Here is a 19,820-nt window from a genome sequence, read left to right as displayed (position 1 = left end):
CCGGAGGCGCGAAGCCTCCGAAGAGCGGCATCCGACTTGTCTCCGTGTGTTAGCCTTTGCAAACATAGTAACTTATCGTGAACGTATTCGTATTTTGCAAATAATATAAATGAGTTTTTCCGTGGTGTTCGTCAGTAGAGACAGTGAACAAAGCACCTAAGGTTCATCATTATATTTACTTGTATAATGAAACATTCTTACTTCATTTTCAGTATGCTTCATTGCAACTTTGTCTTTTCGACTCTGCAAAAGTTTCTTTATTATTTGATGCAAAAATACAATTTTTCTTTGAATAAACTCGTAAAAATAAAAATTAATAACTACCTTAGCAGGCAATTCTAATGAGAACATTAAGTAGGATAAAAAATGCAAAAACATCATTTTATAACAATAGCCAATCTTAGTAAAGACGATTTGATGTATCTTCTCTCTATGGCAGAGGAATTTGAGAAACATCCAAACCGTGAACTTCTTAAGGGCAAAGTCGTTGCAACGCTGTTCTATGAGCCGTCTACTCGAACGCGTCTTAGCTTTGAAACGGCAGCCAATCGATTAGGTGCCAGAGTCATAGGTTTTTCAGATGCCAAAGCTTCGAGCGTGGCGAAAGGCGAAACTCTCAAAGATACCATCCTAATGGTATCGAATTATGCTGATGTTATTGCCATGCGCCATTACATCGAAGGGGCAGCACAATATGCCAGTGAGATAGCCCCCGTTCCCATTATCAATGCAGGCGATGGCGCTCATATGCACCCTTCTCAATGCTTACTTGACGTGTATTCCATTTATAAGACGCAAGGAACGCTCGAAAACCTAAATATTTATTTGGTAGGAGATTTGAAATATGGACGCACTGTACATTCACTCATCATGGCGATGCGTCACTTCAATCCTACTTTTCATTTCATTGCGCCCAAAGAATTGGCGATGCCAATGGAGTATAAGATATATTGCAAGGAACATGGAATTAAATTCCAAGAACACACTGTATTCAATGAAAAAGTCTTAGCCGATGCAGATATCCTCTACATGACTCGAGTACAGAAAGAACGTTTTTCAGACCTAATGGAATATGAGCGTGTAAAGAATGTTTATATTTTGCGCAATGACATGCTTTGCAACGTCAAAGAGAACATGCGAATCTTACACCCATTACCGCGTGTCAATGAGATTGCGTATGACGTGGACGATAATCCGCACGCTTATTACATTCAACAAGCAAAAAATGGACTCTTTGCGCGTGAGGCTATTTTCTGTTATTGTTTAGGCATTACCCTTGAAGATATCAAAAAAGATAAAACCATTATTGAGTAATATCGGTGAATTTATAAATCGTGAGAAAATGAACAAAAAAGAACGTTTGGTAGCTGCCATCGAAAATGGAACGGTGATTGACCATATTCCAGCAGATAAAACATATCAGGTTATGAACTTGTTAGAGCTCCAATCTCTTAACACTCCCGTTACGATTGGCAACAATTTCGTATCTAAAAAAGTGGGTAAAAAAGGGATTATCAAGGTTTCCAATAAATTTTTCTCTGACGAAGAAATTAGCAGACTGTCGGTTGTTGCTCCCAAAATAGTACTCAACATCATCAAAGATTATGAGGTGGTAGAAAAGAAAACGGTAGAAACACCCGATGAACTGCGTGGCATCGTAAAATGTAACAATCCCAAGTGTATCACGAACAACGAGCCAATGGAAACGGTGTTCCATTTTGTAGACAAGAAAAACGGACTATTAAAATGCCATTACTGCGATAAAGAACAAGATATCAATAAAGTAGAACTGTGTTAGAAGATACACAATACCGCTCTTCATCACACCCTCTACAAAAGAGATAGACATACAAATAAGATACAAACTATCTAAATTCTAATTTTATTTAATATCAACCTTTAAAACTAAAAACACATGGAAAAAGATGTGAAAATCTTTGATCTCATTGAGAAAGAACATCAGCGTCAGCTCAAAGGAATGGAGCTTATCGCTTCAGAGAATTTTGTAAGTGATGAAGTAATGCAAGCTATGGGGTCTTATCTGACCAACAAGTATGCTGAAGGATTACCTGCTAAGCGCTATTATGGAGGCTGTCAGGTAGTAGACGAAGTTGAAAACATTGCCATAGATCGGGTAAAGAAACTTTTTGGAGCAGAGTTTGCAAACGTACAACCTCACTCTGGAGCACAGGCAAATGCCGCTGTTTTCCTTGCTGTATTAAATCCCGGTGATACTTTCATGGGATTAAACTTGGATCATGGTGGGCACCTGTCACACGGAAGTAGTGTGAACACCTCTGGAATATTATATCACCCCATTGGTTACAATCTATCTAAAGAAACTGGACGAGTAGACTATGATGAGATGGAGCAATTGGCACGTGAACACAAACCCAAACTAATTGTCGGTGGAGGTTCTGCTTACAGTCGCGAATGGGACTACAAGCGTATGCGCCAAATCGCTGACGAAGTAGGTGCCATCTTTATGGTCGATATGGCTCACCCAGCTGGTTTGATAGCTGCTGGCTTGTTGGATAATCCCGTAAAATATGCGCATATCGTCACCAGTACCACCCACAAGACCCTTCGTGGACCACGTGGAGGTATTATTTTAATGGGAAAAGACTTTGAAAATCCATGGGGCAAGACCACCAAAAAGGGTCAACTCAAGATGATGTCTCAACTGCTCAACAGTGCTGTGTTCCCAGGAATACAAGGCGGACCGCTTGAACATGTCATTGCAGCTAAGGCTGTTGGCTTTGGTGAGAACTTGAGACCAGAATGGAAAGAATACGCACAACAAGTCAAGAAGAATGCCAGTGTCTTGGCTTCTGCTTTGATAGAGCGTGGATTTACTATTGTTAGCGGTGGTACAGATAATCACTCTATGTTGGTTGACTTACGTCAGAAATATCCAGACCTCACAGGAAAAGTGGCTGAGAATGCCCTCGTTTCTGCCGATATCACAGTGAATAAGAACATGGTACCATTTGACACACGCTCCGCATTCCAAACCAGCGGTATCCGTTTAGGAACTGCTGCAATGACCACCCGTGGTGCTAAAGAGGACATCATGCTACTTGTCGCTGAACTTATTGAGGAGGTATTGAATGCTCCTGAAGATGAGGCAGTGATTGAAAAAGTAAGAAATAAGGTCAATGAGACCATGAAGAGTTTCCCACTCTTTGCTTACTAACGGTCGTAGGTAGCACAATTCCACTACCCTATTCATAGAAATTCTTACCATAGCTGTTGTATGTACTCGCATCAACAGTATATGGTAAGAATTCTTCTTCAAGTAAAAACGAAAAATCATGGATGTTCTACAATACATCGTCATATTCATCATCATACTTCTGGCATTGGGTTATGCCTGTCGTCGCATCTATTTAGCACTGCGTCACAGCAAAGACAGATGCTATGGATGCAAGGGCTGTGAACTCCATGACCAGATTCTAAAGAAACAAGCTACCAAACATGAAAAACCTCAATGCTTTCAGAAAAAGTGACATAAATGTTTGGCAGTAACAATAAATTATCTTATCTTTGCACTCGCAAAAATCTAACAATGGTACCTTGGCCGATCGGTTAGGTAACGGTCTGCAAAACCGTGTAGGGCAGTTCGACTCTGCCAGGTACCTCTAAGATGACGAAATCACAGTCTTTTCTTTACAGATAGGATTGTGATTTTTGTTTTATACCCAAGCAGAATCGTTTTCCAAACAAATATTTCTTACCTACTTCTCACTTGACATCTTGAATACCAATGTCTTGAACCAATCTTTCATGACACTGCCAGCTTGGTTTTGAGAATCAGAAACAAATACTAAGACTTGTGACCCGTCGGCTAATTGAGGACCTAAACACATCCCTTCAAAATTGGCAATTTCATGATGAAACAACTTTAAGGTGGTACGCCAGCTGGCTACCAATTGCTTCTGTAAATAGGGACTATCTGCCGTTAGCGAGTCATTGTTATCAATGGCAAATGCTACTTGTGGCATTACTCGAAACAACTTATTGTTGACGAATGCCCCCATCTTTTTAGTTGGTGTGTAAAACTCGCGTTCCATGACCAGCACACTGCCATCATCGAGACCTGTCACCTCTACTACTCCCATTCCATAGAGATAGGCACGCTTGTCTGCCTCGGGTGTCTCCATCTGATAAGCGTACTGATGCAAAGGCGTAAAATCGGCAGAGAAAGATTGTAAGCGCAGTCGGTTCTTCACTCGATTGGTAGACGTAGCTTGCTCCCCATCCCCCTTCAGTGTACCTTCATTACAAGTCCAAAACATCTGTGTCGTAGGATTAAAGTTCAAAGATTCAAGCCCATAATTTCCTCTGGCGCGTTGATAAATTGACGGAACCAAAATTTTTCTATCACTCAGTTTTCCGTCCAAGGTATATTCCCGAATGGTATTGTCGGTTTCTCTCGAAATATAAAGCTTTTTCGTTGTTGGCACATACGTAATCGCCTCTAAGTCTCCATCTTGCTCCCTATCCCCTCGAAAGCCGAGATTTTCTACTCGCAGCACCTCGCCTGTAATGGAATCAAGACTAATCTTAAAAATAAAAAAGCCGTCATTTGGCGACTTATCGCTTACTATGGCATACAAGTCGTTGCCTAAATAGGTAATGCCACTGTAATTCCCAGCTGGAATTTCATGTGGGAAACTGCGTTGAGCATTGACACGAACAACATGCAAACTGTCTTGAGCTGCCAACGATATGCAGCTAAGCGAAAAGAGTAAAAAACACCAAAATCTATTCATAAACACAAAAGTACTATATTTTTTTTGAACCCTACATATTTGTGTGTTGCTTTCTTTCCCAAAAGGTGATACAGAAAATGAAATTTTGTACTTTTTGATGTTTGTAAATACTTGATTACAAACACGTTACAACGGTAAAATTAACTCAATGAGTTAAGGGCGTTAAGTCATGTAGATAAGGGCATTAAGTCATGTAGATAAGCCCCTTATTATAATGGGTTAATAAAACCACCTCATTGAAGCAAGAAGGAAGTCATCAAATGAAGCACAATAATCAGTATATTTTTGTATTTTTGTAGAGAAAATAAAACTCATTCATCGTGACGTAAGAAAGCGCACGAAAATCTGTAATAGAAAGCTGAATAGATTTACTTTTTAGAATATACATTATTTAATTTGCAACAAATATACTTCATCTTATGGATATCACTCAAGCAAAATTTGTCTTGTCTTCACCAAATCTCGGGAAATGTCCCACCGACCAACGAATAGAATACGCATTCATCGGTCGGTCAAACGTGGGTAAATCAAGTTTAATCAACATGTTATGCAATCATCAGGGACTTGCAAAAACATCATCCACTCCGGGAAAGACACTACTCATCAATCATTTTCTGATCAACAACGATTGGTATTTGGTAGATTTGCCTGGCTACGGTTATGCCAAACGCTCAAAGAAAGTGCAGGAAGAAATACAAAAACTCATCACCACTTATCTATTACATAGAGAACAATTGGTGAATGTTTTTGTACTCATAGACGTCAGACACGAACAGCAAAAGATTGACCGTGAGTTCATTGACTGGCTTGGCTTAAATGAAATTCCATTTACGATTGTTTTCACGAAAGCAGACAAATTAGGCACCGTGAAAGCAAAAATGAACGTCGACAAATGGATGAGCCAACTCAAAGATGTATGGGAAGAGCTGCCCAAGTACTTTATCACGAGTTCTGAAAAGAAAACAGGACGCCAAGAATTGCTCGATTATATCGATGAAATCAATCAATCATTAAGATAAGAATGGCGACACAAATACCCTATTTGGACGTGCAGAACCTGACCAAATCGTTTGGAGATTTGCTGCTGTTCCATCAAATTTCTTTCTCGGTAGCCGAAGGGCAACGCATTGGTTTAATAGCAAAAAATGGCACAGGTAAGTCTACTTTGCTTTCCGTTATCACAGGCAAGGAAGGGAAAGACGAAGGAAGCATTATCTTCAAGAATGATTTGAAGATAGGATACCTTCAACAAAAATCTGTTTTTGACCCCACAGAATCTGTCCTTGATGCCTGTTTCAATCATGAGGGAGTACCCGAGAAGGTGCTAAAAGCCAAACAAATATTGACGCAACTCAGAATAGAAGATTTGGAGCAACCCATGGGACAGCTCAGCGGAGGTCAACAAAAACGTGTGGCATTGGCAAATGTTTTGATAACCGAACCAGACTTTTTCATCTTGGATGAGCCTACCAACCATTTAGATTTACAGATGGTAGAATGGTTAGAAGGCTATTTATCGCGTGGAAACAAAACGTTGCTCATGGTTACTCACGACCGATTTTTCTTGGATAGGGTTTGTAATTGCATTTTGGAGTTAGACCAACAGCAGATGTTTACCTATCGAGGCAACTACAGTTATTATTTGGAGAAAAGACAAGAGCGCATGGACCAGATGCGCAGTGAAGTGATGCGAGCCAACAATCTGTATCGCACAGAGTTAGAATGGATGCGCCGCATGCCACAAGCCAGAGGGCATAAAGCCAAATACAGAGAAGAGGCTTTCTATGAATTAGAACGGAAAGCCAAGCAAAAAGTGGAAGAAAGACAGCTAAGACTCAAAGCAAATAATGTCTATATCGGTTCTAAAATCTTTGAGTGTCAATATGTGTCGAAGGCCTACGACAACAAGATTATCTTGAAAGACTTTTACTATAACTTCGCAAGATTTGAAAAACTCGGCATCATTGGTAACAACGGAACAGGCAAAACGACCTTTATCAAGATGCTTATGGGACTTGTAGAGCCCGACTCTGGTAAATTCGACATCGGAGAAACCGTTCGCTTTGGTTATTTTTCACAGGAGGGTTTGGCTTTTGACCAACAGCAAAAAGTGATTGATGTGGTGACAGATATTGCTGATCACATTCGTCTTGGAGGCGGAAAAACGATGAGTGCAACGCAATTTCTGCAATATTTCCTCTTCACTCCAGAGCAACAACACAGCTATGTTTACAAACTAAGTGGGGGCGAATTGAGGAAATTGTACTTGTGTACGGTATTGATGCAAAACCCCAACTTCTTGATACTCGATGAGCCAACAAATGACTTGGACATACCAACTTTGCAAATTTTGGAAGAATATCTTCAAAACTTTCCGGGTTGTGTTATTATCATTAGCCACGACAGGTATTTCATGGACAAAGTGGTAGACCACATATTAGTATTCAAAGGAGAAGGAGAGATACAAGATTTTCCGGGAAATTACACCCAATTTAGAGAGTGGGACAGCTTACAACCCGCCGATACAAGCAAGGAGGAGAAAAGAGAGAAGACACCTCTCAGGAGCTATCGGAGTGATGAGAAAAAGAAGATGTCTTACAAAGAGAAGCGTGAATTTGAAACTTTGGAAAGCGAAATTGCAAAATTAGAGACAGAAATAAGCAACTTGGAAGCCGAATTATGCAGCGGCAGTTTATCCATTGAAGAGCTTACAGACAAGAGTATTTTGCTGCCCAAGCTAAAGAAAGAACTCGATGATAAGAGTATGCGCTGGCTCGAGTTGTCCGAATTGGGATAGAACTGTCAATGGATAGCAATCTTGGCATTGACGCAGAAGCCCATTGGTGCATAGCTGGTCGTAAAAAATTACCACAGTATAAGCAGCTTGAGATGTATAAGAGCATGATTGTCTTCGTTTGGTTTCTTATGGAAGAGCAAACATCTTCGCAAGGATAACGGTCATTAGAACCGCCTAAAGGCGTTGGGGTTCATGCTTTCTTAATATTTCTCATGCCGCCTATCTATTATTCGTGGTGATAAGGTTCACCTTTTATAATAGTACAAGCCCTATAAAGTTGTTCCGTAAAAATAAGTCTTACCATTTGATGTGAGAATGTCAAACGGGACAATGACAATTGCTCATCAGCTCGCTCATATACCTCTGGCGCAAATCCATACGGTCCTCCGATGACAAAGACTATTTGACGAGTGTTGCTCTGCTTCTTCTCCAACCATGCTGCCAGTTCAACACTTCGCAATTCTTTCCCATGTTCATCAAGTAGGACAACGGTATCTGAAGGCATTATCTTTTTTAGAATCAGCTGTCCTTCGAGCGTTTTTTGCTGGCTCTCGGTCATCTTTTTGTTATTTTTCAGTTCTGGAATCACCGTCACTGTCAATGGGAGGTAATGATTAATCCTGCTCACATAGTCTTCTATGCCAGCCACAAAATGTCGATTCACGGTTTTACCAATCAGCAACAATTCTACTTTCATACCCTCTCAAGATTATTTCTGCCAGTGCAATATCAAGCACCGAAAGCGCCTGATTTCAACAAATAAGAGACCTCGCAGTCGTTACTCTTTCGTCGATTGGATAGGTTGATATTCGTTTTTACGCTTTGGATTCATCGGAAACCACCCCTTCTCTACCCGCTTCTTTTGCTCAAAGAGCTCTCCAATGGTCCACAACGAAGATGCTCCTAATACGCCCAACAAGGACGACCACAGCACTTCTTCTATAAAAAGCGAGGCTACGATGAAGGCGATACCTAACAATAAGAATATCAACCATGGACGCGTTCCCCATCGATATTCTGTCTTGATGACGATTGGATGAAAAATACCTATAATTAAAAAGGTAGAAACCGCAATAATGATTCCTTTGTAAAACATGAGTTATATTTATTTAAGCAAATGAAGTTGAATGATACTTTCTAAATTGCCATAATGTTGCAAAAGTACAAAAAATATCCCTAAGGTTCTAAATTTCTCGTTTTTAATTATTATCTTTGCTCTTAAAAGTAACAATTAAAAAGAAAATAATATGGCAAACAACACAGAACTAATCGCTCAATGCGAGGCAAAAGCAAAACAATGGTTATCTCCTGCCTTTGACGAAGAAACTCAACGCGAAGTGAAAGCTCAACTGGAAGCCGAGGATAAAACAGAGTTGATAGAATCTTTCTATAAAGATTTAGAGTTTGGAACTGGTGGATTGCGTGGCATTATGGGCGCAGGTAGCAACCGTATGAATATCTACACTGTAGGTATGGCAACACAAGGATTTGCAAATTATCTAAAGAAAAACTTCAAAGACCGTACAGACATCGCTGTAGTGGTATGTCATGATTGTCGCAATAACAGTAGGAAATTTGCAGAAACTGTTGCAGACATCTTCTCTGCCAACGGCATCAAGGCTTATCTGTTCGATGAAATGCGCCCTACCCCCGAGTGTTCTTTCGCCATTCGCCACTTGGGTTGCCAAGGCGGTGTTAATATCACAGCCAGCCACAACCCTAAAGAATACAACGGCTATAAAGCCTATTGGGAAGACGGTGCACAGGTATTGGCACCTCACGATATGGGAATTATCGAAGAAGTGAATAAGGTGAACGTTGAAGACGTTAAGTTTCAAGGAAATAAAGCACTTATTCAAATCATTGGCGAAGATATAGATCAAGCCTATTTGGATGCCGTAAAAACTGTAAGTATTGACCCTGAAGTCATCAAACGCCAACACGACTTAAAGATTGTCTACACTCCTTTGCACGGTACTGGTATGACTATGATTCCTCGTTCGCTGAAGTATTGGGGATTTGACAATGTACACTGCGTGAAAGAACAAATGGTAAAAGACGGCAATTTCCCTACAGTGGTATCGCCCAACCCCGAAAATGGAGAGGCTTTGACCTTGGCTTTGCGTGACGCAAAAGCGTTGGATGCAGACATTGTAATGGCAAGCGACCCCGATGCCGACCGTGTTGGAATGGCATGCAAGAACGACAAAGGCGAATGGATACTCATTAACGGTAATCAAACCTGCCTCATCTTCTTGTATTATATCATCACTAATCGCAAGAATATGGGTCTGCTCAAACCAACCGACTTCATTGTTAAAACGATTGTCACCACAGAAGTGATAAAGAAGGTAGCAGAAAAAAATCATATAGAAATGTGTGATTGCTATACTGGGTTTAAGTGGATTGCTCGTGAAATTCGCATTGCAGAAGGCAAAAAGAAATACATTGGCGGCGGTGAAGAAAGCTATGGATTCATGGCTGCCGACTTTGTACGTGATAAAGATGCTGTAAGTGCAATGTGCTTATTGGCTGAAATCTGTGCCTATGCCAAAGACCAAGGCAAGACACTTTATGACCTCTTGATGGATATCTATTTGGAATATGGCTATTCTAAGGAAACAACTATCAACGTGGTACGTCCTGGAAAGACGGGTGCAGATGAAATCAAAGCCATGATGGAACAATTCAGAAGCGACCCACCTAAAGAATTGGGTGGCTCGAAAGTAGTTCTGTGGAAAGACTATCAGACTTTGGAAGCAAGAGATATCAATAATCACATTACTAAATTGGACATGCCAGATACCAGCAATGTGCTCCAGTGGTTCTGCGATGATGATACCAAGGTAAGCGTTAGACCTTCGGGTACAGAGCCAAAGATTAAATTCTATCTCGAAGTGAAAGGCACTATGAAGAGTGCCGCCGATTATAATCAATGTGACGCTGAAGCCGACCAAAAGGTGAAAGCCATCAAGAAAAGCCTTCACTTAGATGCGTAAATCAATTAAAAATGCTCTCCTCGTGAGAGCATTTTTAATGCAATTGTTCAAGCAACTACCTCTTCTCGTAGATTTTCAACAAATAGACAAGGCAAGTGGGAATGCTTGCAAGCGATACTATCTCATAAGTTAGCTGGGTTATAGACAAAAGCTTCGCTATCTTTTTTTGTTCCTCAATTTTTTGCTAACTTTGCAAGATAAATCAATAATCATGAAGAAAATCATTACGGGGTGCATCATCGCCCTCTGTATGAGTACGATGAGCATGGCAAATCATAAAACAATTCACCTGCGTGTTATTCAAACCAGTGACGTGCATGGTAGTTTCTTTCCCTACGATTTTATCAATCGAAAGCCGAAGAGTGGTAGCATGGCGCGTGTTATCTCATACGTCGACTCGCTCAGAAATCATTATGGAAAAAATCTACTCTTGCTCGACAATGGTGATATTCTTCAAGGACAGCCCATCTGCTACTATTATAATTATGTGAAATCAGCTTTACCAAATGTGGCAGCCTCGGTGATTAACTACATGAAATACGATGCACAAACAGTTGGAAATCACGATATTGAGACTGGTCACAACGTGTACGACAAATGGATAAGTGAAGTGAAATGCCCCATACTCGGAGCGAATGTCATTGATACACGTACAGGTAAGCCCTATCTGCATCCATACACGATCGTAGAAAGAGAAGGAGTAAAGGTAGCTATTCTTGGTCTTCTCACGCCTGCGATACCCAACTGGTTGAATGAAAAATTATGGAGTAATCTGCGATTTGATTCAATGGTGGAGTCCGCTCGATATTGGATAGCAGAATTAAAGAAGAACGAAAAGCCCGATATTATCATTGGTTTGTTCCATTCGGGAAAAGAGGGAGGCATCATCACCGATACTTATGAAGAGAATGCGTCATTGCGCATTGCCAAAGAAGTAGCAGGGTTTGACCTCATTCTCTTTGGGCATGACCACACAGCACATAGCAGCGTCATTGAAAATGTGGAAGGGAAAAAGGTCGTCTGTCTCAATCCTGCCAACAATGCGCGCATGGTTGCGGATGCAGAAATTGAGATAACGCTTGACAACTCCGCTCCCTCAGCCAAGCATCACAAACGTGTACTGAACAAACAAGTATCAGGGAAACTCGTAGACATTCGTCAACAGCCCATTAACCAAGCCTATATAGAACACTTCCAAAGTGAGATTGACTCGGTAAAAGCCTTTGTTACTCGACAAATAGGGGCATTTAAGCGCACCATTTATAGTCGAGACAGTTACTTTGGCAGTGCTCCATTCACCGATCTCATTCACAATTTGCAGCTCAGAGTGACAGGTGCCGACCTTTCATTCAACGCTCCCCTTGCCTTTGATGCACAGATAAAAGCGGGTCCTGTATATGTCAGTGATTTATTCAATCTGTACAAATACGAAAATCAAATCTATGTACTCAAAATGACTGGGCAAGAAATCAAGAATTATTTGGAGATGAGTTATGATTTGTGGGTCAATACAATGACGTCAGCCGAAGACCATATCATGCTCATAGATAATAGAGCCAAAGCCGATCAACAACGCTATGGGTTTAAGAACCTCGCATTTAATTTTGACAGTGCGGCTGGGATTGATTACGAAGTTGATGTAACGAAGCCCAATGGCAACAAAGTCAACATCTTAAAAATGAGCAATGGTGAGCCTTTCGACCTTCATAAAACGTACAAAGTGGCGATGAACAGTTATCGTGGCAATGGAGGTGGAGAACTTTTAACTCGTGGAGCAGGAATTCCACTTGCCGAAATTCCAAAACGTATTCTTGTTGAAACCCAACACGACCAGCGTTACTATCTCATGAAATGGATAGAGGAAAGTGGCGAAATGGACCCACAAGCCAACAATAATTGGAAGTTTGTTCCTGAAAAATGGACACAACCTGCCATTCAGCGCGACAAGACTCTCCTCTTTGGACAACCAAAGAGAGACGAAGATAATGAAAAATGAACGCTTACTACTTTATATTTTGTAAAACAGATGTACTGCTTGAGAAACTACCAAACGGACAGTACACCATTCCATTAGAAGAGACTTGCCCTGTGACTTGTAAGCCATGGACGCACATCATGGATATTACAACCTTGATAGATGGCACGTCTGTCAAGGCTCTACGCATGGATTCCCCCATCGCTAACAACCCAAAATATGAGATGTGTGGGCTTCGGGCTTCTTTTTATAAACTTCCCCATGACCTTTATTTAATGGCAGGTAAATGTCAAGAGTTGTTGTATTGGGACTACAACACCAAATATTGCGGAGTATGTGGAGCTCCCATGCAGATGCACACTCATATTTCCAAGCGTTGCACACAGTGTGGAAAAGAGGTTTGGCCACAACTGGCAACTGCCGTGATAGTATTGATTAAGAAAGGTGATGAGGTTCTTTTGGTGCATGCCAAGAACTTCAAAACCGACTTCTACGGACTGGTAGCAGGATTTGTAGAAACAGGCGAAACGTTAGAGGAAGCTGTTCATCGTGAAGTCTTCGAAGAGACAGGTCTCACCATTCATCACCTCAAGTACTTCAGCTCGCAGCCCTGGCCTTTTCCATCTGGCCTGATGGTTGGTTTTACAGCCGACTATGCAAGTGGTGAGTTAAGTCTGCAAACCACAGAACTAAGCAAAGGCGGCTGGTTCACCAAAGATAATCTTCCGCAAATACCCGAGAAATTATCCATTGCACGCAAGCTGATAGATCATTGGCTCAACGAATCTATCAATGAAAAATAATTATATAATAACCTATTATCATTATGGAATTGATTACTAGATTTTTGGGATTCGATCCAAAGACCATGAAGATGAGAACCGAACTCATAGCAGGAGCTACCACATTCTTGACCATGAGTTACATCTTAGCCGTCAATCCAAGCATCCTCTCAAGTACGGGCATGGACAAAGGAGCATTGTTCACTGCCACCGCATTGGCTGCAGCCATCTCTACGTTGCTATTGGCTTTCATGGCAAAGTTGCCATTTGCGCAAGCTCCCAGTATGGGTCTCAACGCTTTTTTCGCCTACACGCTTTGTCAAGCCATGGGGTACACCTGGCAACAGTCATTGGCTATTATGCTGATAGAAGGTGTTGTCTTCATCCTCATTACCTTCTTCAACGTTCGAGAGCTCATCTTAGACAGCATTCCGAAGAATCTTCGTTACGCCATTTCAGCAGGTATCGGCATGTTCATCGCCTTTATAGGACTGAAAAATGCAGGAATCATCGTAGCAAAGGAGGGCACTTTTGTGGGATTAGGAGCGTTTACACACGAATCCATCTTAGGTATCATCGCCATTCTATTAAGCGGAATCCTTATGGCACGCAATGTGAAAGGTTCACTCTTTTATGGCATTATTGCAACCACGCTTATCGGCATCCCCTTAGGTGTCACCATACTGCCCGAAGGTTGGTTACCAGTTTCGGCTCCACAAGACATCCGCCCTACCCTTTGTCAATTCGATTTTAACGACCTACTCAACATCAAGACACTGTTGGTTGTCTTCTCCTTGCTCATCGTCAACATATTTGATACGATAGGAACGCTTGTTGGACTTTCAGAAAAAACGGGCATTGTGCAGGATGACGGAACTATTCCTCGAGTGAAAGAGGCAATGATGAGCGACGCCATTGGCACAACATGTGGCGCAATGTTGGGTTCTTCCACCATTACAACCTATATAGAGAGTGCTTCAGGCATTGCCGAGGGAGGTCGAAGTGGAGTTACATCAGCATTTGTTGGACTTCTCTTTCTGCTATCATTGTTTCTCTCTCCTATCTTTCTTCTCATACCCGGCGCTGCCACCAGTGGTGCTTTGGTACTCGTAGGTGTGCTAATGTTAGACTCGGTAAAGAAGTTAGACCTCAATGATGTGAGCGAAGCCTTCCCTGCTTTTATTACCATGATTACCATGGTGTTATGCTATTCTATAGCCGATGGAATATGTTTGGGTATGCTCAGTTATGTTATTCTAAAGATGTGCGTTGGTCGCTGGCGTGATTTGAACGTCACGTTAGTGGTTTTAGGTATTTTATTTGTTATCAATTTTATCGTCAGCTAACTTATGATACATATCAGTTGGGGATTTATCGGATGTGGAGAAGTCACCGAACTAAAATCGGGACCAGCATTCAATGCCGTAGAAGGATCGCATGTAGAAGCGGTTTACAGTCGTAATGCGGATAAGGCAAGGGATTATGCCGAACGTCATCATATCAAAAAATGGTATACAGATGCACTTCAACTCATCAACGACCCGAAGATCAATGCCATCTATATTGCGACACCCCCTTCCAGTCACGCCACTTATGCCATTATGGCAATGAAAGCAGGTAAGCCCGTTTACGTAGAGAAGCCATTGGCTGCCAGCTACGAAGACTGCGCACGCATCAACCGAGTGAGCGAACAGACGGGCATTCCTTGTTTCGTTGCTTATTATCGTCGATACCTACCTTACTTTCAAAAAGTAAAGGATATTATAAAGAATGGTACCATTGGTACGATTACCAACGTACAAGTTCGATTCTCGGTTCCACCTCGTGACTTGGACCTCTACGATGGACAGCACCGCCCTTGGCGTCTGCAACCAGACATTGCTGGTGGAGGTTACTTCTATGATTTAGCACCTCATCAGCTCGATCTACTACAAGAATATTTTGGTGTGATTACTCGTGCGCATGGATATGTCGCCAATCGTGCCCACTTATATGATGCAGAAGACACGATTAGTGCTTGTTTTTGCTTTGAAAACGGACTCCCTGGCAGTGGCTCTTGGTGCTTTGTGGGACATCAAAGTGCCAAAGAAGATAGAATAGATGTGATAGGAGTAAAGGGGTCGTTGTCCTTTTCAGTGTACAATTACGACCCTATCCAACTGATTACCTCCGAAGGCATTACCAATATCACGGTTCCCAATCCATCGTATGTCCAACTACCTATCATTAAATCTGTTATTGAAGATTTGCAAGGCATTGGCTCCTGTACCTGCACCTGTGTGAGTGCAACGCCTGTCAACTGGGTCATGGATCGCATCTTAGGCAAATTATAAGTATAGAAATCCGTTAAAGAATGAAGGTTTTCAAAGTCTCGTTTATAGTACTATTGATAATGCAATCGGTATCGCTGAATGCAGATACCATTCCTGAACGCAAAGGTTTTTGGCAGCAGATAAAACAACAAGCTGGTAAAATCATAGAGAGTTTTACCGCTGTGGATACGAATTATGTGGAACCACAACACTATAAATTCACGATGATGTTGCAAAACACCAATACTTATGAAAAATACCGACTGGAGAACAACGAAGGACAAACCATTACTTTGGCGCCATCGCCCAGTGTAAAGGTGGGACCCTTTGTGGGCTATCAATGGATATTCTTGGGTTATACCGTGGATTTGAAAAACTTTAATGAGAATAAAGACCGCACCGAAATTGACTTGAGTCTGTACTCCTCGCGAATAGGTATCGACTTGTTTTATCGGAAAATGGGAAACCATTACTACATACGAAACCTATTCATCAATCATCACACCGATACCAAAGTTTTAGAAGATTTGCCTTTCAACGGATTTCAATCGAGCATCAAAGGCTTCAACCTGTATTACATCTTTAATAATAAGCGGTTCTCCTACCCTGCTGCATTCAGTCAATCTACGGTGCAGCGCAAGAGTGCGGGGTCGTTTTTGGCTGGCATTGGCTACACCCGACACCAAACAAGCATTGACATTGGCGAACTCAACCGAATGGTTAAAGAAAAGATACAGTTTCCTTCGAACCATCTTACAGCTAACGAACCACACGTTGTCTTTGGCGACTATCGTTATACCGACTTCTCTGTCTCGGCTGGATATGGCTACAATTGGGTGTTTGCTCATAATTGGCTACTCGCCTCGTCACTCTCGGCAGCTTTAGGATACAAGCAGAGTGATGGTGATATCCAACAAGACAATAAATGGTCTGCTGCTTACCATGTGGGCAAATTAAATGTCGACGCATTAGGAAGATTCGGATTGGTGTGGAACAATACGAAATGGTATGCAGGCACGAGTGCTATTATTCACTATTATCGCTTCAATAGGCAGCAGCTAACCAGCAACACACTGTTTGGCAATCTCAATATCTATGTAGGATTTAACTTTGGACGATATAAAAAACAATAATATGAAACGACAATTTATTTATATTTTACTTCTCAGTTTTAGTATAACCGTTAAGGCGCAAGACGTTCAGTATCAGCCCAATGACAGTATAAAAATTGAGCAATGGTTGAAACAAGGTTCCCAACAAAAAGAGAACCAAAACATGATGTTATATTTTGCCCGACTACTGAAAGGCATTCCCTATGTAGCAAAAACTTTGGAGGTAAACAGCACCGAAGAACTGATTATCAACACCCGAGAACTGGATTGTACCACTTACGTTGAAAACGTATTGGCACTGTACTTGTGCCACAAAAACAAGCAAACACGTTTTACCAATTTTTGTACCTATCTGCGACTGATTCGTTATCACAACGGTGAAGTGTCTTATGGCAAACGCCTACACTACTTTACAGAATGGATAGTAGACAACGTTCGTATGGGTTATGTACGTCCGGTAGCGGTCAACCAACCGCCATTTACTGCCAAACAGTTTGTCAATCTGCATTTCATGACATCAAATACGCATTTATATCCCATGATGCACCACCGACCAGAGGTAAAGAAAGCCATTCGAGAGATGGAAAAACAAGTATCTGGAAAATCTTATCTTTACATACCCAAAGACAGTATTCTCAACACACCGCTCCTTCGCTCTGCGATTCACGATGGCGACATCATAGCCATGCTCACCCGTAAAAAAGGTTTAGACACCAGTCATGTGGGCATTGCTGTGTGGCATAGCGATGGTTTGCACCTGCTTAACGCCTCGTCCATTCGTGGAAAAGTGGTAGAAGAACCTAAAACGCTGTACCAATACATGCAAGGTCAACGTACACAAATTGGCATTCGTGCGGTAAGATGCAATGGCATGTAATTGAAGAGTCGGCTTATTATCTTTGTTGTCAGAAGAGCGTTTCGCTTTCATTGAAGAAGGAAATTTCAACTCCGAAAAATACTCCAAAAGCAGCGTTTGTAGAATGGATGCTACTTTGTTTTGAAGGATAATTAATGCTGAATTTTCTTTACAAAGAGCCTCTTAAAACTCGCATGTAAATCACCAACTTCAAAGTTGGTCGCAAATACGCCAAAAATGAGCGAGGTTTATAATCGATTGTTATTAAACAAGTTACGTTTACGACATCTCTTTACTTGCCTATTTTTACCACTTTTTGGCGATTGAAGCATTGAGATAAGCTCGCTATTTGCATGCTTTAAGGCTGCTGAGGCATGTGAATAACACCCTTAAAGCGTGTTTCCAAGAGCGTTAAATCAATATTCTGACTTGAAAAGACGGCTATTTTGTGAAAATCAGTGCATTTTTGTTGTGCGTTTGCCTATTAAAATTTTCTATTTTGAAGATTTTAGATGGTCGTTTTTTGGTAAAATAATAGGACAAAAACAACTTCTGCCTTACCCAAGTAGCAGCAGGAAGTTTCATAGCGTTAGCATTGTTGTAGAAACAAAAGAAAAAAGAGTGTTTTTCGACATAAATCCTCTTACTTCAATAAAAAGACAGTTGCCTGAAGAATAATTCTACAGAAAAACTTAGAAATAATGTCAGCATTCACATCATTTTTTTGTAACTTTGTCATCAAGAACAGATAAATAATTACTCATAAAAAGAATATTAAAAAATGACAATTGATCAATTTAATTTCGCTGGCAAGAAAGCCATTGTACGCGTAGACTTTAATGTTCCTTTGAATGACAAAGGAGAAGTGACCGACGATACTCGTATTCGCGGTGCACTGCCAACCCTTAAAAAGATATTGAAGGATGGTGGTGCTGTGATTATGATGAGCCACATGGGCAAACCTAAAGGAAAAGTAAAGCCAGAATTGTCGCTCGAACAAATTGTGAAAAATGTGTCAAAAGCATTAGGTGTTGATGTGAAGTTTGCCAAAGACTGTGCAAATGCTGAAAAAGAAGCAGCCAGCTTGCAAATGGGAGAAGCATTACTTTTAGAGAATCTGCGCTTTTATGCTGAAGAAGAAGGCAAGCCTGTAGGTGTTGAAAAAGGCACACCAGAATATGATGTTGCGAAAAGTGAGATGAAAACTCGTCAGGCTGACTTTGCTAAAAAATTGGCTTCATATGCCGATGTTTATGTAAACGATGCCTTTGGAACAGCTCATCGCAAACACGCCTCTACTGCTGTAATAGCCGATTATTTTGATAAAGACAGCAAGATGTTAGGCTACTTGATGGAGAAAGAAGTGTCAGCAATTGACAGTGTGTTGAAGAATGCACAACATCCATTCACCGCTATTATTGGTGGTAGCAAGGTAAGTTCTAAGTTAGGTGTGATAAAGAACTTGCTCGACAAGGTAGACAACTTGATTATCGGTGGCGGAATGGGCTACACGTTCATCAAGGCACAAGGTGGAAAGATTGGCAAATCACTACACGAAGACGACCTGATGCCAGAGGCATTGAATGTAATGAAAGCTGCCAAAGAGAAGGGTGTTAATCTTTCTTTGTCGGTTGCAACAGTGTGCGGAAAAGATTTTTCTAACGATACTGAGCGAAAAGTGTTCCCTATCAATGAGATTCCAGACGAATGGGAAGGTATGGACGCATCGGAAGAAAGCTTGAAGATATGGAAAGATATTATCTTGAAATCAAAGACAATCCTTTGGAATGGTCCTGTAGGTGTATTTGAATTAGAAAACTTTGCACACGGTACAGGAGAAATAGCTAAGTATGTAGCACAAGCAACCCAAGACAATGGGGCTTTCTCATTAGTAGGTGGTGGCGACTCAGTAGCTGCTGTGAATAAGTTCGGATTAGCCGATAAGGTTTCTTATGTATCTACTGGTGGTGGAGCTATGCTTGAGGCAATCGAAGGGAAAACACTTCCAGGTGTAGCTGCCATCAAGGGCTAATAAGTTTGAAGTGTATTTTACACTTTGAACATCGTAACACAAATATTTGCGCATTCATCTTTTAGTTGAATGCGCTTTTATTTTTAGGGAGGTTCTATCCATTCAATAGTTCGTTAAAATTTGAGTATATAGCTACGCAGCCTTAGGCTGCCAGCCAATGAGTTCTTTGACAATCTTACT

At 41.2% G+C, this 19,820-nt stretch carries 17 protein-coding genes and 1 tRNA gene; 15 read left to right on the top strand and 3 right to left on the bottom strand.

Going from position 1 to position 19,820, the window contains the following annotated elements:
- Window positions 1-366 precede the first annotated feature (366 nt).
- The 5 genes from pyrB to DEM91_RS09400 all read left to right on the top strand — a co-directional run bounded on the left by pyrB (window position 367) and on the right by DEM91_RS09400 (window position 3,641).
- Window positions 367-1,314, top strand: coding sequence for an aspartate carbamoyltransferase (pyrB, locus tag DEM91_RS09420; RefSeq protein WP_103003366.1), 948 nt, complete (start codon window positions 367-369; stop codon window positions 1,312-1,314).
- Between the two features lie 28 nt (window positions 1,315-1,342).
- Window positions 1,343-1,798, top strand: coding sequence for an aspartate carbamoyltransferase regulatory subunit (gene pyrI / locus DEM91_RS09415; RefSeq protein WP_008121806.1), 456 nt, complete (start codon window positions 1,343-1,345; stop codon window positions 1,796-1,798).
- A 117-nt stretch (window positions 1,799-1,915) separates the two neighbouring features.
- The gene (gene glyA / locus DEM91_RS09410; RefSeq protein WP_249858757.1) at window positions 1,916-3,196 is read left to right on the top strand and encodes a serine hydroxymethyltransferase; all 1,281 of its coding nucleotides are present in this window, start codon (window positions 1,916-1,918) and stop codon (window positions 3,194-3,196) included.
- Window positions 3,197-3,314: 118 nt separating this feature from the next.
- Complete coding sequence (locus DEM91_RS09405; RefSeq protein ID WP_249858756.1) at window positions 3,315-3,509, top strand: FeoB-associated Cys-rich membrane protein; 195 nt, start codon at window positions 3,315-3,317, stop codon at window positions 3,507-3,509.
- Window positions 3,510-3,570: 61 nt separating this feature from the next.
- A tRNA-Cys gene (locus tag DEM91_RS09400) sits at window positions 3,571-3,641 on the top strand.
- Window positions 3,642-3,737: 96 nt separating this feature from the next.
- Here the strand turns inward: DEM91_RS09400 and DEM91_RS09395 are convergent.
- A complete protein-coding gene (locus tag DEM91_RS09395) occupies window positions 3,738-4,775 on the bottom strand; it encodes an esterase-like activity of phytase family protein (protein WP_249858755.1) in 1,038 nt (345 codons plus the stop codon).
- Window positions 4,776-5,194: 419 nt separating this feature from the next.
- On the opposite strand from DEM91_RS09395, the gene yihA reads away from it, so the two are divergent.
- Both yihA and DEM91_RS09385 read left to right on the top strand, forming a co-directional pair.
- On the top strand, window positions 5,195-5,794 hold the full coding sequence (yihA, locus tag DEM91_RS09390) for a ribosome biogenesis GTP-binding protein YihA/YsxC (protein WP_249858754.1): 600 nt from the start codon (window positions 5,195-5,197) through the stop codon (window positions 5,792-5,794).
- A gap of 2 nt (window positions 5,795-5,796) precedes the next feature.
- The gene (locus tag DEM91_RS09385) at window positions 5,797-7,572 is read left to right on the top strand and encodes an ABC-F family ATP-binding cassette domain-containing protein (protein ID WP_249858753.1); all 1,776 of its coding nucleotides are present in this window, start codon (window positions 5,797-5,799) and stop codon (window positions 7,570-7,572) included.
- Between the two features lie 226 nt (window positions 7,573-7,798).
- Here DEM91_RS09385 and rlmH read toward each other — a convergent pair whose 3' ends face one another.
- On the bottom strand, window positions 7,799-8,269 hold the full coding sequence (rlmH, locus tag DEM91_RS09380) for a 23S rRNA (pseudouridine(1915)-N(3))-methyltransferase RlmH (protein ID WP_249858752.1): 471 nt from the start codon (window positions 8,267-8,269) through the stop codon (window positions 7,799-7,801).
- 81 nt (window positions 8,270-8,350) lie between these two features.
- Entirely contained in the window at window positions 8,351-8,668 is a 318-nt protein-coding gene (locus DEM91_RS09375; RefSeq protein WP_249858751.1) for a DUF4491 family protein, read from the bottom strand.
- 151 nt (window positions 8,669-8,819) lie between these two features.
- Between DEM91_RS09375 and DEM91_RS09370 the strand changes: the two genes are divergently transcribed.
- The 8 genes from DEM91_RS09370 to DEM91_RS09335 all read left to right on the top strand — a co-directional run bounded on the left by DEM91_RS09370 (window position 8,820) and on the right by DEM91_RS09335 (window position 19,640).
- Window positions 8,820-10,571 carry a phospho-sugar mutase gene (locus DEM91_RS09370; RefSeq protein WP_249858750.1) on the top strand — a complete coding sequence of 584 codons (1,752 nt, stop codon included), beginning with the start codon at window positions 8,820-8,822 and terminating at the stop codon, window positions 10,569-10,571.
- Between the two features lie 211 nt (window positions 10,572-10,782).
- Window positions 10,783-12,567, top strand: coding sequence for a bifunctional metallophosphatase/5'-nucleotidase (locus tag DEM91_RS09365; RefSeq protein WP_249858749.1), 1,785 nt, complete (start codon window positions 10,783-10,785; stop codon window positions 12,565-12,567).
- Complete coding sequence (gene nudC / locus DEM91_RS09360; RefSeq protein WP_249858747.1) at window positions 12,564-13,349, top strand: NAD(+) diphosphatase; 786 nt, start codon at window positions 12,564-12,566, stop codon at window positions 13,347-13,349. Before DEM91_RS09365 ends, nudC begins: the two co-directional genes overlap by 4 nt.
- A gap of 23 nt (window positions 13,350-13,372) precedes the next feature.
- Window positions 13,373-14,674: an NCS2 family permease gene (locus DEM91_RS09355; protein WP_249858745.1), complete on the top strand. Its 1,302-nt coding sequence runs from the start codon at window positions 13,373-13,375 to the stop codon at window positions 14,672-14,674.
- Window positions 14,675-14,677: 3 nt separating this feature from the next.
- The gene (locus tag DEM91_RS09350; protein ID WP_249858743.1) at window positions 14,678-15,661 is read left to right on the top strand and encodes a Gfo/Idh/MocA family protein; all 984 of its coding nucleotides are present in this window, start codon (window positions 14,678-14,680) and stop codon (window positions 15,659-15,661) included.
- A 20-nt stretch (window positions 15,662-15,681) separates the two neighbouring features.
- On the top strand, window positions 15,682-16,773 hold the full coding sequence (locus DEM91_RS09345) for a DUF4421 domain-containing protein (protein ID WP_249858741.1): 1,092 nt from the start codon (window positions 15,682-15,684) through the stop codon (window positions 16,771-16,773).
- 1 nt (window position 16,774) lies between these two features.
- A complete protein-coding gene (locus DEM91_RS09340; protein WP_249858740.1) occupies window positions 16,775-17,629 on the top strand; it encodes an N-acetylmuramoyl-L-alanine amidase-like domain-containing protein in 855 nt (284 codons plus the stop codon).
- Between the two features lie 760 nt (window positions 17,630-18,389).
- A complete protein-coding gene (locus DEM91_RS09335) occupies window positions 18,390-19,640 on the top strand; it encodes a phosphoglycerate kinase (protein ID WP_102188011.1) in 1,251 nt (416 codons plus the stop codon).
- The last annotated feature ends 180 nt before the right edge of the window (window positions 19,641-19,820 follow it).

It is taken from the genome of Prevotella sp. TCVGH, assembly GCF_023522295.1.
Taxonomy (GTDB): domain Bacteria; phylum Bacteroidota; class Bacteroidia; order Bacteroidales; family Bacteroidaceae; genus Prevotella; species Prevotella timonensis.
The sequence above is the reverse complement of the archived record's forward strand: the minus strand, read 5'-3'. Positions and strand labels throughout refer to the sequence as shown.